Below are 14,736 nucleotides of genomic sequence, written 5' to 3'. Positions count from 1 at the left end.
CGCCAAACAGCTGGGTGTATATCTAGCGACGGTCAGTCGTGAAGCTCGCCGCAATGGGGCGCCAACGGCCGACAAGACGGTCTTGGCAGACCAGCAATGCGACGTTCGCCGAGCCAGTTCGCGTAAGTTTTGCAAGCCTCGCTCCAGGCCCTCCGGGCAGAGTCAAAAACAGCTGCACCGCCCCCGACCCGTTTGCTCCGTGACAGTGCGGCGTCGAAGACGCGTTGGGATTTCCTACATTCAATAACAATCAAATATCAGCCTTGTCCTGCCCCTTTTTCACCAACGTGGGCGCACCACTTTCGCTACGAATCTGCGCATGGCTGATCAAGGCAAAGATGAAACTGCCACCGATGATATTACCGGCCAGAGTGGGTCCGGCGAAGATCAGCCAAAAGTCCTTCCACGGCAACTGGCCCGCGAACACTAGGTATGAGACTTCGGCTGAGCCGACGATGATGTGGGTGAAGTCGCCCAGGGCCATCAGGTAGGTGATGAAGAGGATGATCCAGATTTTTGCGCTTTTCATGGACGGGATCATCCAGACCATGGTGGCGATCATCCAGCCGGAAACGATGCCTTTGGAGAACATTTGGTTGACGTTGTTTTCCATGACCTTGCGCCCTATATCGAGAAACGCAGCGTCGGTTTTTGAATCGAAAATCGGCAGGTTGAGCATGACGTAGGCCACTAACAAAGTGCCTGCCAGATTGCCCACCAACACCACGCCCCACAAACGCATCAGCCGGGCGAAATTGTACCGCGTGGGTTTGGTCATCACTGGCAACACGGCGGTCAGGGTGTTTTCGGTGAACAACTGCTGACGCGCCAGAATCACCGCCAGAAAACCTGCCGAATAACCGAGACTGGCAATCACATGGCTGGTCTCGACGTCGGGCAGCCGCGAGTAGAACAGGCCCATTGCCATTAGCGACAAGCCCATGGTCAGGCCTGCCGCGAGGGCTGACCACCAGAGCGCGGCAACGCTGCGTTCCAGTTCCAGCTCGCCTTGGGCGCGGATGGTTTCGTGCAGCACCGCCGCACGCGGGGGGTGCTGCTTTTCGACTTCCTTTTCTTCTTCTGCGGACAGGCCAGGAGTCTTGCCATCTTTTTTACTGTCCATAAAACTCCTTGAGTCGCATGTTGAATTCTGAATGGTTGAGACCCTGGATTCATGGATAAGTGCAACGCTTGAAACGATTCAGGAGGCAATACAAGTAACTCGGTGGTCAGTTCAGTGCGCTGATTGATCGGTGTTGATTGCGGCAGATACGGCGGGTCTCGGCGGTTGCCAATAAGGCTGTTGTTGCGTGCTTATATTGATGATCAAAAGTCATTAATGGCGCAGATAAAATGATTTGTGGCGAGCGCTTAGCTACTCGACCATCACTCATCTGTTCAATTCGGCTGGCCGGTGTTTTACGTCATTTAAGTGCTAGCCGCGATTGGCATGACTACAAAAATAATACAGTGAGGATCCTTGGGTGAAAGACATTGCCGTCGATGCTTCATTACCCCGGAATTTCAATATCCAACTACTGGGTTTGAACTTCCACAGGGTTATTTTCCCCGCTTCATTCGCTATCGTTCTGGTCTTGGTTCTGCTGGCCCTGAATGACCCCGTGGCCTTCGGTCTGGCCCTGGAAGGGGTCAAGGGCTGGATCCTGAAGAACTGCGACTGGTTCATCATGATCATGGGCAATCTGGCTGTTCTGTTCTGCGCCGGCCTGGCGCTATCGCCATTCGGCAAGATCCGCCTGGGCGGTAAGCACGCCCAGCCTGAATTCAGCACCCTGTCCTGGTTTTCCATGCTGTTCGCCGCCGGGATGGGCGTCGGCCTGCTGTATTGGGGCGTGGCGGAGCCAGTGGCGCAATACACCGAGTGGTGGAAGACCCCGCTCAACGTTCCCAAGCAGACCCCCGAAGCATTGCACGCGGCCATGGGCTCGACCATTTTCCACTGGGGTTTTCATCCCTGGGCGATCTACCTGACCAGCGCACTGGTGGTGGGTTTCTTTGCCTATAACAAGGGCCTGCCGTTTTCCCTCAGTTCCGGCCTTCAGCCGCTGATCGGCAAGGCGCACAAGGGCCTGCCCGGGCAACTGGTGGATACCTTTACCGTAGTGCTGACGGTGTTCGGTCTGGCCACCTCCCTGGGCCTCGGCGCCATGCAGGCGACCGCCGGGATCTCGCATGTGCTGGGTATTCCCAACTCCTTCGGCCTGCAGCTGCTGTTCATCCTGGTGGTGACTGGCGTGGCCGGATTCTCGCTGTGGCGCGGCATGGATGCCGGGGTCAAACTGCTGAGCAACATCAACATGCTGCTGGCGCTGGGCCTGTTCCTGCTGGTGGTTGCGGGCATTGGCGTGCTGAGCTTCTTCTCGGGCGTGCTGGACACGACTGTCGACTTTGCCGAGTTCTTCCTGCCGTTGGCCAACTGGGTCGATCGTCCGGATCAGGACTGGTTCCAGGGCTGGACCGTGTTCTATTGGGCCTGGTGGTGCACCTGGGGTCCGCTGGTCGGGGTGTTCGTCGCCCGCGTCTCCCGGGGCCGCACGCTGCGGCAGATGGTCGGCGTGGTAATGGTGGTGCCGACCATCGTGGCGATCTTCTGGTTCAGCGCCTTCGGTGGCGGCGCGATAGCCCAGGTCATTGACGGCAGTGGCGCGCTGGCGGCCGGTCTGACGGACGTCAACATGGCGATCTTCCAGTTCCTCGAAGTGCTGCCGCTGGCGGCCGTCACCTCGGTGCTGGTGGTGGTCCTGCTGGTCATCTTCATGGTCACCTCCATGGACTCCGGTGCGCTGGTGGTGGACAACCTGGCGGCCGGTGGCGACCCGGGTACCTCGCCGGTGCAGCGCGTGCTCTGGCTGGTGATGATTGCCCTGGTGACCATCACCTTGTTCGTGATTGGCGGCGATACGGCGCTCAAAGGCATTCAGGCCGGGGCCGTGGCCATGGGCCTGCCGTTCATGGTGCTGATGCTGTTCCTGATGATCGGCTTTCTCAAGGCGCTGAGCCAGGAGCCGCGCGGCTGACTCTCGCGAGGCAGGCGCATCGCCTGCCTCTGTCGTTGGCTGAACTACTTGCGCCGAGTTTGGCGCGAATGGATCGGCCGAGGACGTGAATAGAATACTTTTGAGTTGCCCCATGACCCTATAGTCAGCCGCCAAATAATCATCCGCTCGCCAAATTTTGGCGTGGCGTGCGGATGCACTTGGCAAACTTATGGATAGTGATGTTACCCCGCTCGGGGTGGTTTTCGTGTGCAAGCTCGAGTGCCGTTTAGGCAGGAGAAGAAAAACGCTGTTGTGAGTCGATTAATGATTAAAGCTCATTGATTGTTGGTATGAGAACCATGTGTCAGAAGTTGGTTTTTATCGAATTATCGGGGGCTGATAAAACAGCCTGGAGGTAACCGCACAGATTCATCAGCTCGCCCTGGGCCCCGCATGCACAGAGGCGTACAGACAATAACAATGGAGCACATGCTATGAGTAATTCCAGCGGGGTTTTTCGCGGCGTCGATGCGGGGATAACCTTGATCTCGATCCTGATAATTGCGGCCTTCGTCGGCTTTTGCGCCGTCATGGGTGAGCAAGCCGGGGCACTGTTCGGCGAGCTTTCCACGACTATCCTGCAGAACTTCAAGTGGTTTTATCTGGCCATGGCCTCGGCCGTGCTGGTTTACCTGTTGTATCTGATGACCAGCCGTTACGGCAATGTCACCCTGGGCAAGGACGGCGAAAAGCCCGAGTTCAGTACGATTTCCTGGTTGTCCATGTTGTTCAGTGCCGGCATGGGCATTGGCCTGCTGTTCTGGTCGGTGGCCGAACCCATGTGGCATTACGCCGGCAACCCCTTCAGCGTCACCACCCTGAGTGCCGAATCGGCCGAGTCGGCGATGCGCGTGACCTTCTTCCATTGGGGCATGCATGCCTGGGCGCTGTACCTGCTGCCGGCGCTGTGCCTGGCCTACTTCTCCTTCCGCAAGGGCAAGCCGCTGTCGATCCGCTCGACCCTGACCCCGCTGTTTGGCGAGGCGCGGATGAACGGCTGGCTGGGTAGCCTGTTCGACATCCTGATCGTGGTCGTCACCGCGTTCGGCATCGCCACCTCCTTCGGCCTCGGCGTCGAGCAGCTGGCCACCGGGATCAAGACCCTGAGCGGCTTCGAACTGGGCATCGGCCTGAAGATGGGCCTGATCCTGGCGATTTCCCTGATAGCGATCATGTCGGTGGTGTCCGGCGTGGACCGCGGCATCAAACTGCTGTCGCTGTGGAACATGCTGCTGTCGCTGGTCATACTGGCCGCGGTGATGGCGTTCGGGCCGACCCGCTACATCCTCAACACCATCCTCGAAGGCACCTCCGGTTACGCCCAGAGCGTGATCGGCATGAGCCTGTGGAGCGATACCCAGAACGACGCCGGCTGGCAGAACTGGTGGACCGCCTTCTATTGGGCCTGGTGGCTGACCTGGGCGCCCTTCGTCGGCACCTTCATCGCGCGGATTTCCCGTGGTCGGACCATTCGCCAGCTGGTGATGGGTTCGCTGATCATTCCGGTGCTGTTCAGCTTCGTCTGGATCGGCACCTTCGGCGGCGCCGCGCTGAACTACGAGAAGGCCGATCGCCTGGCCCATCAGGAGCAGGTCGCGAGTCAGGCGCTGAGCGGTGAAGCCGCCGAGTTCACTGGCGGCGCCATCCTGCTGGCGACCAAGGCCGATGCCACCGCCTCGCTGTTCACCCTGTTCGACAAGATCGAGCAGTCCTCGGGCATGGCCATCGGCGGCCTGCTCGGCGCGCTGGCCTCGCTGCTGATCGTGACCTACTTCGTCACCTCGGCCGACTCCGGCACCCTGGTGGTGAGCACCCTGGCCGCCCGCGGCAATATCCATCCGCCGACCTGGAGTCGCGTGGCCTGGGGGCTGATGGTCGGTGCCATCGCCGCGGCCCTGCTCTGGTCGGGCGGACTCAAGAGCGTACAGACCGCGAGTATCTGCGCCGCCTTGCCGATCGCGGTGATCCTGGTGCTGATGGCCATGGCCCTGCATCGCGCCCTGCTGACCGAACCTGCAGCCAGCCTGCAATTCACCAGCGTTGACGACCCGCGCGCCTCGGCCAGCTGAGCCTTGCGCGTGGAGTGAGACAAGGGCCTGCCTCCTGCTCGGAGGCGGGCCTTTTTCATTACGGCTGCCCAGCTTGTGACTGGGCTGGAGCACTGTGGATGAGCATCGATAGTTACACCCTGGAGCGCTTTATCGACGACCTGCGGCGCCTCGCCGCGAGCGCCGTCGACGAGGCCAGCCTGCTGGGGCAAATTGCACCGCTGGCCCAGCGGGTCGTCGCCGAACGTGGCTGGCTGCGGGCGGACATGTACCGCGCCGATCCGCAGCTGGGCTTTGGCACCAGTCTGCTGCACGTCGAGGCCGATCAGTCGCTGTTCGTGGTGGTCGACAGCTGGCTGCCCGGACGCGGCGTGCCCCCTCATGACCACGACACCTGGGCGCTGGTGGTGGGCGTCGAGGGCAGTGAGCGCAATATATTCTGGCAACGCCTGGACGATGCCACGCGCCCCGGTTATGCCGAATTGCAGCGTATGGACGAGCAGTGCATTGCACCCGGGCAGGTGCTGGCGATGCCCAGCGGTAGCATCCATAGCGTGATCAATGAAACGCCGCACACCAGCCTGTCGTTCCATGTCTACGGCCGTCACCTCAACCATACCGCCCGCCGTCAGTTCGACCCCGAACACCACCGCGAGCTGCCGTTCATCATCGACGCGCGCTGAGGTTGGCCGAGACCCAGCAAGCCAAGCGGCGTTTTTGCGCTGGAGCTGGCCAGGGAGTCAGGTCAGAATGTGTCCCTTCGCGTGCCCGAGCCTGTCAGCCGGTGCGCCTCGCCACGCTGTCGACACAGGTTACGCATGACCCAATTACCGAAAGACCCGCTACATGGCGTCACCCTGGAAGCCATCCTCAATGACCTGGTGGCCAAGCTGGGCTGGGACGGCCTGGCGGAGCGCATCGATATCCGCTGCTTCAAAAGCGATCCGAGCATCAAGTCCAGCCTGACCTTCCTGCGCAAGACCCCCTGGGCGCGGGAGAAGGTCGAGGCGCTGTATATCCGCCTGCAGAAGAAGGGCTGAACAGTACCCCTCCAGTAGGAGCGACGGGGACGCCCAGTTCCATGGCCGCGAAGGCCGCAGGGCCAGTAGTGGGTAAAGCGTCATCCAGGCTCTTGCCGCCCTTGCAGATGAAACATCGAGTCTACGCCTGATGCCTACTGCCCACTGACCTGCAGCGCTGTCAGCGGGGGAAGGCATTGGCTGTAGCTGCCCGGTTCCAGGTAGGGCGCGAGGATCGGTGCCATGCCTTTGAGTACCTGCACCGGCAAGGCCGAGGTGAAGGTGAATTTCTCGGCGGCGCGTCCAGGTACGAAGGCGGTGAGGGTGCCGTAATGGCGCGGGCCGATGAAGAAGACGAAGGTGGCGGTGCGGTTCATCGCCCTTGAGCTGAGAACGCGGCCGCCGCGGCCGACGGTTTCGACCCGGTTGTCGCCGGTGCCGGTCTTGCCACCAAGGGTCAGCAGGCGGCCGTCGGGCAGGCTGAAGCTGCCTTGCAGGCGCCGTGCGGTGCCGCCTTCGACCACTTGCGAGAGCGCGCCACGCAAGGCCGCGGCCACTTCGCTGGGCATCACCCGTTCACCGTCCAGGGCGTTGCGCGCGACCCGGGTGTCGTAGGGCGTAGCAGCGGCGAAGTGCAGGCTGTCGATGCGCACCGTGGGTTGGCGGATGCCGTCGTTCTGGATGATGCCCATCAGTTCGGCCAGCGCCGCCGGGCGGTCGCCGGAACTGCCGATGGCGGTGGCCAGCGACGGTACCAGGTACTCGAAGGGGTAGCCGTGTTTCTGCCAGCGCTGGTGGATATCGAGGAAGGCTTCGACCTCCAGCATGATGCGCAGGCGGCTGTCGCGGGCGCTCTTGTGCCGGCTGCGAAACAGCCAGCCGTAGACTTCCTGGCGCTGGTCGCGGCTGGCGAGCACGGCGTCGTTGAAGCTGGCCTCGGGTTTTTCCAGCAGGTAGCCGAGCAGCCACAGCTCCAGCGGGTGTACGCGGGCGATATAGCCCTGGTCGGGCAGGCTGTAGGCGCCGGGGCCGTAGTTCAGGTACAGATCGCGGATGCGCTTGTCGCTGAGCTTTTCGTTGGGCGCATGGGCGCGCAGGAAGGCGGCGAAGGTCGCTTTGTCGACTTCCGGCATCAGGTAGCGGTGTACGGCAGCGAGGCGTACCGAGGTATGGCGCAGGCCGCTGAGAAAGGTCTCGAGGCGTTGCTGGGCCGGCTGGCCCTGGTATTTGCGCCAGAAACGCAGGAGGAAGGTCGTGCCTTCGCGGTCGGCGAAGCGGCTGAGGTAGGCCTGGCGGCGCGGGTCCTTGTCGTCCTTGAGCAGTTCGGCGCTGTTACCGGGCGCCTGGTAGGTGCTGTAGCGCACCAGGTCGCGCATCAGGCGGATGAACGGCAGGTTGATCGACTCGCGTAGCGCTTCGCGCAGGGTCGGTCTGCGACCGTTGTCTTCGCGGCGGAAGTTGGCGAAGGTATGCAGGCCGCCGCCGGTGAAGAAGCGTTCGTGCGGGCTGGCTGAATACTTGCGTTCCAGCGCGGCCTCGAGCATGGCCGACAGTGCGGCGCCGGGGTCGCGGCTCAGGTAGTCGATGGCCCAGCGGGTCAGATAGTCCTGCTCGGCAACCTCCACGGCGCGCAGCTCGGCAGCGCTCTGCCCGGCATGGCGCTGGTGCAGTTCGGCGATGATTTCCAGGTAGGTGGCCAGCACCCGCAGCTTGGCGGTGGAGCCGAGTTCCAGTTTGCTGCCTTCGTTGATGTCGAAGGGTTGGTCGGTGTTGTCGGTCTGCACCCGCACCCGGCTGCCATTGGCGGTGCGTTCGAACAGGGTGAAGCTGTAGCGCACCTCGTCGGTCTTCTCGGCAGACAGCAAACGCTCGCCGAACAGGCCGATCTGCTCGGCAAAGGCGGGGTCGGCGAGCTGCTCCAGATAGCGGCTGACCGCTTGTTGCAGCTCGTCGTTGAGGGTGGTGCTGGCGGAGAGATCGAGGCGGTCGAGGTCATACAGCGGCATGTTGAGCGCGCCGGAAAGGCGTGTGCGGGCCACGCTGATGCCCTTGTTGCCGTCCACCGTGCGCAGGTTTGGCTCCAGCACCCAGTCGCGATAACGCAACTGCTGGGCCAGGGCGGCATCGCGCAATGCGGGGTCGATCAGGCCGCCGCCCGCCAGCAGGCGGATATGGCTGTCGATCAGTTTGTCCAGCTCATGTCGGCCCTGGGCCAGGTAATAGGAGGGCCGGCGCTGGGCGATCAGCATGGCCAGCACCTGGCGCAGGGCCAGGCCGCGTTCGGCATTGCTCGCCTCGGGCGAGCGTTGCGGGTCGAGCAGGCGGTTGACCTTGGCGAAGTCGGCAGCGAACCAGATGCGCAGGCCATCGGCCAGGCCATGCACCTCGCCGTGCCCGGGCGCAGCGGAGAGCGGCACGCTGTTGAGGTAGTCACGCACGATGTTCTGCCGTGCCGCCAGGGTTTGCGGGCCGCTTTGGTAGGCGCGCACGCTGGCCGAGACCATCTGCCGCAGTTTTTCCGCGGCCGAGTGGGTCAGACCATCCGGTGAGTGGCGGTATTTCTCCAGCTGGGTGGCCAGGGTACTGCCGCCGGCGGATTGATCCTGCACGTCGAGCACCTTGCCAACCTGGGAGATGGCCGCCATGGCGAAGCGCGGCCAGTCCACCGCCGGGTTGGCCAGGGGCTGTTCGGGGTCGAGCAGGTGACGATTTTCGATGAACAACAGGCTGCCGGCCACCAGCGGCGGGATGGCACTGAAGCTGGGGTAGCGTTGCTGCGGGTAGCGGAACTCGTAGAAGGGCGTGCCGCGGCAGTCGCTGATGCTCAGGCCGGTCTGGATTTTCTCTGGAAAGGGCGCGAAGAAGCCGCGTTGCGTGTAGTCGAGCAACGCCGGGGAGAATCGTGCCTGTTGGGTAATCTGGAAGTCGCGTTGCTGCAGGCGCTCCAGCATCAGCGGCAGGTAGGTGTAACCCAGGCGTTTGTCGAAGGGCCCGTCCTGCGGGTAGAGGATCGCCGGACTGGGGCCAGGCTCCACACGGTAGCTCAGGCTATTGCTGTAGCGACTGAGATAGTGGGCCTGGAAATGCGCGGTGCGCAGTTCGAACAGCAACAGCAGCGCAGCCGCCGCTATCAACAGTGCCAGCACCCCCCAGGTGACCATGTGCACTTTGCTGGTGCGCTTAACCGGCTTCAGGTAAAACGCTGGCTGCTTGCTTGCCGGTGGCGCCTTCTCTGGCGCGCTGGATTGCCATAGTACGCCCATAATCGTTCGGTCTGACCTCTCGTCACCCTTCACAACAGCTTAGTCGCTGCTTGATCAATTAGACGCTAGTGTTATTGGCCAAGTCGCACATATTTCAGCAGTGCGCGACTGCTCGACACTGTGCCCGAGCCCCTGGAGCAGGGCGGCCGGCACCGCCACTACTCTATCCGTCGAACCGGCAGCGAGGGACTATGCAGCGCGATCATCGTGAGCAGCTTGCCTTGAGCTGGCAGGCCAATGCCGATGCCTGGACCGCCGCGGTGCGCGAGCAACGCATCGAAAGCCGGCGCCTGGTCACCGATGCGGCGATCCTGCAGGCAGTGCTGGCCCTGGCGCCTGCACGGGTACTGGATGTCGGCTGCGGCGAGGGTTGGTTGTGCCGTGGCCTGGCCGCGCGGGGCATCGAGTCGGTGGGGGTGGACGCTTCTGCACCCTTGATCGAGGTGGCGCGGGCTGCTGACGAGCCGCGTGCCCGCTACCGGGTCTGCGGCTATGCCGAGCTGGCCAGCCAGGCCCGTGAGCTGGGCCGCTTCGATGTGCTGGTATGCAACTTCGCCCTGCTCGAGGAATCGCTGACGCAGACCCTGGATGCCCTGCATGGGGTGTTGGCGGCGGGCGGCCGGTTGTTGATCCAGACCCTGCACCCCTGGCGCGTCTGCAACGATGCGGGCTATCGCGATGGTTGGCGGGTGGAAACCTTCGCCGGCTTCGGCGCGGACTTTGCGCAGCCGATGCCCTGGTTCTTCCGCACCCTGGAATCCTGGCTGGGCCTGCTCAATGCAACCGGCTGGCGCCTGCAGTGGTTGCAGGAGCCGCTGCACCCGGAGAGCGAGCAGCCGGTGTCGTTGTTGCTGCTGTTGAGCTCCGAGCGTCAGGACCCTGCATAGCAGTCATCTGCGGGAGCTGAACATGCAACTGCTGCTGAATATCGATGTGCCGGATCTGCCGGCTGCCGTGGATTTCTATACCCGGGCCCTGGGGTTGCAGCAGGGGCGCCGCTTGTTTGCCGGTGAGGTGGTCGAGCTGCTGGGAGCTGCCCTGCCGATCTACCTGTTGGCCAAACCCGTGGGCAGTGCGCCGTTTGCCGGCAGCCAGCAGGGCCGCAGTTACCAGCGGCACTGGACGCCACTGCACCTGGATCTGCTGGTGGACGATCTGGATGTCGCCCTGACCCGCGCCCTGGCGGCGGGTGCGCAGTTGGAGGGGGCGGTCGAAACACAGGCATGGGGCCGTCTGGCCCGCCTGAGCGACCCGTTCGGCCATGGTTTCTGCCTGATGCAATGGCTCGGGCGCGGCTACCAACAGGTCGCCGATTGAGGCGCTGTTGAGCCCAGGTCGGGTAGCAATCCCCCTGCGCTAATGCGATGCGCTGTACGCCAAGGCCGCGGACCGCGGCGGCCGCAACTTCAGCTGTCGCGACCCGGGAGGGCATCTGTGGACGTTCACCCGCTATGATTCCTGGCGAGTGGATTGAACGAGGGCGAGACGATGCGAACGCTTGAACTAGCCGGTGTGTCGGTGCCGGCAATCGGCCAGGGTACCTGGCGCATGGGCGAAGTGGCCAGCCAGCGGCACGCGGAAGTGGCGGCGTTGCGCCAGGGTATCGAGTTGGGCCTGGGCCTGATCGACACGGCCGAGATGTACGGCGAAGGCGGCGCCGAGCTGGTGGTCGGCGAGGCGATCGCCGGGCGTCGCGATCAGGTGTTTCTGGTCAGCAAGGTCTATCCGCACAATGCCAGCCGCCGGGGTGTGGCGGCGGCCTGCGCGCGCAGCCTGAAAAGATTGAGAACCGAGCGCATCGACCTCTATCTGTTGCACTGGCGTGGCCAGTACCCGCTGGCGGAAACCGTCGAGGCCTTCGAGCGGCTGCGTGAACAGGGCCAGATCGGCCGCTGGGGCGTATCCAACTTCGACCTGGATGACTTGCAGGAATTGCACGACCTGGGCGTTGCTGGCTGCGCCACCAATCAGGTGCTGTACAACCCCGAAGCGCGTGGCGTCGAGTTTGACCTGCTGCCCTGGCAGCAACGCCAGGGCATGCCGCTGATGGCCTACTGTCCGCTCGGCCAGGGCGGACAATTGCTGCACAACCCGGCGTTGTGCCAGGTGGCCGAGGCGCACGGCGTGACCCCGGCGCAGGTTGCCCTGGCCTGGGCCTTGCGCCAGCCTGGAGTGATCGCCATTCCCAAGGCGATCGACCCCGCGCATCTGCGCTTGAATGCCGCCGCGGGGGGCTTGCAATTGAGTGACGCAGATCTTGCGCTGATCGATGCCGCCTATCCGGCGCCAGCGGGCAAACAGGCCCTGCAGATGGTCTGAACGAGCCCGGCAGCCGGGAGCAAGCGCGCCCTTGCTGGCGAGCTCCTTTCGTCGCAGTATTTGGAAGCGATTCAGCCATGCCCAGCTGTTCCGTCGGGTCGTTAACATGGAGTTCCAGCCGGACAAGGCGGCGGCGGGATAATCCTTTGGTCATTGCGGGTTGAACAACATGAGCGGCACCAGCCTGAGCGAGGAACAGGTTCGTTTTATCGAGAGCGGCGTATCCATCAGTGCAGCCTCGCGCGATGTGCGCCGGGTGCCCTCGGTGAGCAAGGTGGTGGGTTGCCGGGTGGCGGCGGATCGGCGCCAGGTCACGGTATTGGTCGATGCCACGCAGGCCGGCCAGTTGCTGCAGGACGTTGAGAGCAGCAAGGCACTGGCCGTGGTCTTCTGCCTGCCCAGCAGTCACCGCACCCTGCAGCTCAAGGGCTGCGACGCCCATCAGGTATCGCTGGCGCCGGGCGATACCGAATTGGCGGCGTGCCACCGTGATGCCTTTGCCGGGGATTTGCTGCCCTTGGGCTACGCGCTGCCGTTCGCCCGGGCCACCCACGAGTTCCAGCCGGAGCAGTTGCGGGCGCTGTGTTTCACCCTGAGTGACCTGTTTGAGCAGACCCCGGGGCCGAATGCCGGCTCGCGCCTGGAGCAGGGCAGATGAGCCCGGGGCCTAGCCTGGACGCCATCCGCCCGTGCCTTGAGGGCGCAGTGCCGGCGGCAATCGCCACCTGCGGGGCGGACGGCACGCCCAACGTTACCCTGGTCTCCCAGGTGCACTATGTGGACCCCAGCCATGTCGCGCTATCCTTCCAGTTCTTCAACAAGACCCGCCAGAACATCCTGGCCAACCCCCAGGCCACGGTGTTCCTCCTGCACCCGCAGACCAGCGCGCGCTATCGCCTGGCGTTGCTCTACCGGCGCACGGAGACCGCTGGGCCGCTGTTCGAGAGCATGAAGGCCAAGCTCGCCGGGATCGCCTCGAATGCGGGGATGAGCGAGGTGTTTCGCCTGCGGGGCGCAGATGTCTATCAGGTGCTGGATGTCGAGCATGTGCCTGGCGTCGAGGTGCCGCCAGCGCAGTGCCCGCCTTGCCACATCGCCCGCTTGCGCCAGTTGAGCCAGCGTCTGGCCGGCTGCAGCGATCTGGCCAGCCTGCTGGAGCAGTGCCTGGAGGGCTTGGCCAGCCAGCTCGAGATGCCCCAGGCCATGGTCCTGCTGCTCGACAGCCAGGGCCAGAAACTCTACACCGTGGCCAGTCACGGCTACCCGCTGTCGGGGATCGGCTCGGAGTTTCCCCTGGGGCGGGGCATCATCGGCGTGGCGGCGCAGTTCCGCACGCCGATCCGCATCGCCCACCTGGCTTCGGAATACGCCTACAGCCGGGCCATCCACGAGCACCTGGCCGAGGCTGGGCTCGGTGATCGGTTGGAGACCGAGATTGCCTTTCCCGGCCTCGCCGAACCGCATAGCCAGTTGTCGGTGCCGATCCTCGCAGCCGGGCGCCTGCTCGGCGTGCTGCATGTGGAGGACGCCGAGCCGCACCGCTTCGGCTACGACGAGGAGGACTGCCTTATGGGCCTGGCCAGCCTGCTCGGCGCCTCGATTCTGGCGCTGCAGCAGGTAGCCGATAACCCGAGCGAGGAGGGTGCCGCGCCGTTGTTCGCCGCGCCGCTACAGGGCACGCCGTTGACGGTGCGCTACTACCCGGCCAACAGCAGCGTGTTCCTCGGCGAGGACTACCTGATCAAGGGCGTGGCCGGCGCGATCTTCTGGCGCCTGCTGAGCCTGCACGTCGAGGAGCAGCGCAGCGAATTCAGCAACCGCGAACTGCGCATCGATCCGGCGCTGAAGCTGCCGGAACTGGACGACAACCTCGAAGCACGGCTGATCCTGCTGCAGCGCCGGCTGGCCGAACGCAGTCGCGACATCGTTCTGCAGAAGTGCGGGCGCGGACGCCTGCGCCTGCTGCTCAAGCGCCCGGTGCTGCTGCAGCAGATCGCGGCCCGCTGATCAGGCGCGGCGCCAGAGCACGTTGCCGGCGAACAGCAGCACCGCCAGCAGCATCACCATCGCGGCGCCGCCGAGCACCGGACCGGCTTGCGGGGTGCCGGTGATCACCAGGGTCAGGGCCACCATCATGACCGGCAGGCACAGGTTGTGCAGCCAGAACTGCAGGCTGGCCAGGCGGCTGGCGGCGGCCTTGGGGAAGTAGTGGTAGATGATCCCGACCAGGGTCAGGGTTACCCAGCCGAGCAGGTTCAGATGGGCATGCACACTCATCAGGCGGTGATCGCCGCTGGTGCCCATGAACACACCCAGGCTGACGGCCAGGCAGAAATAAACGATGGCGACATAGATCCAGCGACGCGAAACGGGACTCATCGGGGTACTCCTCTGGGTGGTGTTGAGGAGCTCCATGCTAGGGCGCGGCGCAGCGACGCATTGCGAAATAGACCCTATGCAATCCCTAAAATTTTCCTAAACGCCCGCCGGGCCGGCTAGGGTGCGCCGTGCCCACCAAGCGCCCTTGCCTGCGGTGCGCACGGCGCACCCTACGGAGGCGTAGCTGGGCGCGCCTTTAGTCGACGATGAACAGTCGCGCGCCGGTGGTCGTCGAGGAGCGGTGGGCTTCGGCCTGGTCGGCGACCTGGTAGCTCATGCCCGGGGTCATGACGAAGCGCCGGCCGTCCTCCAGTTCGGTATGCAGTTCGCCTTCCAGGCACAGCAGAATATGGCCCTTGTGGCACCAATGGTCGGCCAGGTAACCGGAGGTGTATTCGACCATGCGCACGCGAATGTTGCCGAACACCTGGGTGCGCCAGTAGGCCATGCCGGTATCGCCGGCGTGTTCGCTGGCTTCGATCCGGCTCCAGTCGGTGGTGCCGAAAGGGATGTTCTTTATGTCCATTCAGTAACTCCTCTAGCAGGCCGTTGAAAAACTACCTGCGTTGGCCCTCTTGATAAAAGAGAGGGGCGTTAAAAACAGGCTCGGCAAGCCGCTTGCGGCTAACGCGCTTCAGCGCGGCCCGTA

At 63.7% G+C, this 14,736-nt stretch carries 13 protein-coding genes; 9 read left to right on the top strand and 4 right to left on the bottom strand.

Annotation, left to right across the window (positions count from 1 at the left end; genetic code table 11):
- Nucleotides 1–250: 250 nt before the first annotated feature.
- A complete protein-coding gene (locus R3355_RS01295) occupies nt 251–1,123 on the bottom strand; it encodes a formate/nitrite transporter family protein (RefSeq protein ID WP_318959726.1) in 873 nt (290 codons plus the stop codon).
- 361 nt (nt 1,124–1,484) lie between these two features.
- Here R3355_RS01295 and R3355_RS01290 point away from each other — a divergent pair, with 361 nt between their 5' ends.
- The 4 genes from R3355_RS01290 to R3355_RS01275 all read left to right on the top strand — a co-directional run bounded on the left by R3355_RS01290 (nt 1,485) and on the right by R3355_RS01275 (nt 6,147).
- Nucleotides 1,485–3,038, top strand: a complete 1,554-nt coding sequence (locus R3355_RS01290; protein ID WP_318959725.1) for a BCCT family transporter — start codon at nt 1,485–1,487, stop codon at nt 3,036–3,038.
- 455 nt (nt 3,039–3,493) lie between these two features.
- Nucleotides 3,494–5,128 (top strand): BCCT family transporter, encoded by a 1,635-nt coding sequence (locus R3355_RS01285; RefSeq protein WP_318959724.1) that lies wholly within the window; start codon nt 3,494–3,496, stop codon nt 5,126–5,128.
- Between the two features lie 98 nt (nt 5,129–5,226).
- Nucleotides 5,227–5,790 carry a hypothetical protein gene (locus R3355_RS01280; protein ID WP_318959723.1) on the top strand — a complete coding sequence of 188 codons (564 nt, stop codon included), beginning with the start codon at nt 5,227–5,229 and terminating at the stop codon, nt 5,788–5,790.
- A gap of 135 nt (nt 5,791–5,925) precedes the next feature.
- Nucleotides 5,926–6,147, top strand: a complete 222-nt coding sequence (locus R3355_RS01275; protein ID WP_318946080.1) for a VF530 family protein — start codon at nt 5,926–5,928, stop codon at nt 6,145–6,147.
- Nucleotides 6,148–6,281: 134 nt separating this feature from the next.
- On the opposite strand, the gene R3355_RS01270 is transcribed toward R3355_RS01275, so the two are convergent.
- Complete coding sequence (locus R3355_RS01270; RefSeq protein WP_413243468.1) at nt 6,282–9,389, bottom strand: transglycosylase domain-containing protein; 3,108 nt, start codon at nt 9,387–9,389, stop codon at nt 6,282–6,284.
- A gap of 191 nt (nt 9,390–9,580) precedes the next feature.
- Here R3355_RS01270 and R3355_RS01265 point away from each other — a divergent pair, with 191 nt between their 5' ends.
- From R3355_RS01265 to R3355_RS01245, 5 genes are all read left to right on the top strand, one after another.
- Nucleotides 9,581–10,276, top strand: coding sequence for a class I SAM-dependent methyltransferase (locus R3355_RS01265; protein WP_318959722.1), 696 nt, complete (start codon nt 9,581–9,583; stop codon nt 10,274–10,276).
- A 22-nt stretch (nt 10,277–10,298) separates the two neighbouring features.
- Nucleotides 10,299–10,706 (top strand): VOC family protein, encoded by a 408-nt coding sequence (locus R3355_RS01260; RefSeq protein WP_318946082.1) that lies wholly within the window; start codon nt 10,299–10,301, stop codon nt 10,704–10,706.
- A 171-nt stretch (nt 10,707–10,877) separates the two neighbouring features.
- A complete protein-coding gene (locus R3355_RS01255) occupies nt 10,878–11,708 on the top strand; it encodes an aldo/keto reductase (RefSeq protein WP_318959721.1) in 831 nt (276 codons plus the stop codon).
- A 169-nt stretch (nt 11,709–11,877) separates the two neighbouring features.
- Nucleotides 11,878–12,366 carry a hypothetical protein gene (locus R3355_RS01250; RefSeq protein ID WP_318946084.1) on the top strand — a complete coding sequence of 163 codons (489 nt, stop codon included), beginning with the start codon at nt 11,878–11,880 and terminating at the stop codon, nt 12,364–12,366.
- Nucleotides 12,363–13,715, top strand: a complete 1,353-nt coding sequence (locus tag R3355_RS01245) for a GAF domain-containing protein (protein WP_318959720.1) — start codon at nt 12,363–12,365, stop codon at nt 13,713–13,715. Before R3355_RS01250 ends, R3355_RS01245 begins: the two co-directional genes overlap by 4 nt.
- Here R3355_RS01245 and R3355_RS01240 read toward each other — a convergent pair whose 3' ends face one another.
- Nucleotides 13,716–14,087: a hypothetical protein gene (locus R3355_RS01240; RefSeq protein WP_172145011.1), complete on the bottom strand. Its 372-nt coding sequence runs from the start codon at nt 14,085–14,087 to the stop codon at nt 13,716–13,718.
- Between the two features lie 196 nt (nt 14,088–14,283).
- Nucleotides 14,284–14,613: a DHCW motif cupin fold protein gene (locus R3355_RS01235; protein WP_318959719.1), complete on the bottom strand. Its 330-nt coding sequence runs from the start codon at nt 14,611–14,613 to the stop codon at nt 14,284–14,286.
- Nucleotides 14,614–14,736 lie beyond the last annotated feature (123 nt).

The organism is Pseudomonas sp., assembly GCF_033723075.1.
Classification (GTDB): Bacteria; Pseudomonadota; Gammaproteobacteria; order Pseudomonadales; family Pseudomonadaceae; genus Aquipseudomonas.
This window is presented reverse-complemented; position numbering and strand designations above follow the sequence as displayed.

Excerpts from the sequence above, each read along its gene's own strand:
- R3355_RS01295 (WP_318959726.1), bottom strand. The coding sequence starts at position 1,123 with ATGGACAGTAAAAAAGATGGCAAGACTCCTGGCCTGTCCGCAGAAGAA.
- R3355_RS01285 (WP_318959724.1), top strand. The coding sequence starts at position 3,494 with ATGAGTAATTCCAGCGGGGTTTTTCGCGGCGTCGATGCGGGGATAACC.
- R3355_RS01280 (WP_318959723.1), top strand. The coding sequence starts at position 5,227 with ATGAGCATCGATAGTTACACCCTGGAGCGCTTTATCGACGACCTGCGG.
- R3355_RS01275 (WP_318946080.1), top strand. The coding sequence starts at position 5,926 with ATGACCCAATTACCGAAAGACCCGCTACATGGCGTCACCCTGGAAGCC.
- R3355_RS01270 (WP_413243468.1), bottom strand. The coding sequence starts at position 9,389 with ATGGGCGTACTATGGCAATCCAGCGCGCCAGAGAAGGCGCCACCGGCA.
- R3355_RS01265 (WP_318959722.1), top strand. The coding sequence starts at position 9,581 with ATGCAGCGCGATCATCGTGAGCAGCTTGCCTTGAGCTGGCAGGCCAAT.
- R3355_RS01260 (WP_318946082.1), top strand. The coding sequence starts at position 10,299 with ATGCAACTGCTGCTGAATATCGATGTGCCGGATCTGCCGGCTGCCGTG.
- R3355_RS01255 (WP_318959721.1), top strand. The coding sequence starts at position 10,878 with ATGCGAACGCTTGAACTAGCCGGTGTGTCGGTGCCGGCAATCGGCCAG.
- R3355_RS01250 (WP_318946084.1), top strand. The coding sequence starts at position 11,878 with ATGAGCGGCACCAGCCTGAGCGAGGAACAGGTTCGTTTTATCGAGAGC.
- R3355_RS01245 (WP_318959720.1), top strand. The coding sequence starts at position 12,363 with ATGAGCCCGGGGCCTAGCCTGGACGCCATCCGCCCGTGCCTTGAGGGC.
- R3355_RS01240 (WP_172145011.1), bottom strand. The coding sequence starts at position 14,087 with ATGAGTCCCGTTTCGCGTCGCTGGATCTATGTCGCCATCGTTTATTTC.
- R3355_RS01235 (WP_318959719.1), bottom strand. The coding sequence starts at position 14,613 with ATGGACATAAAGAACATCCCTTTCGGCACCACCGACTGGAGCCGGATC.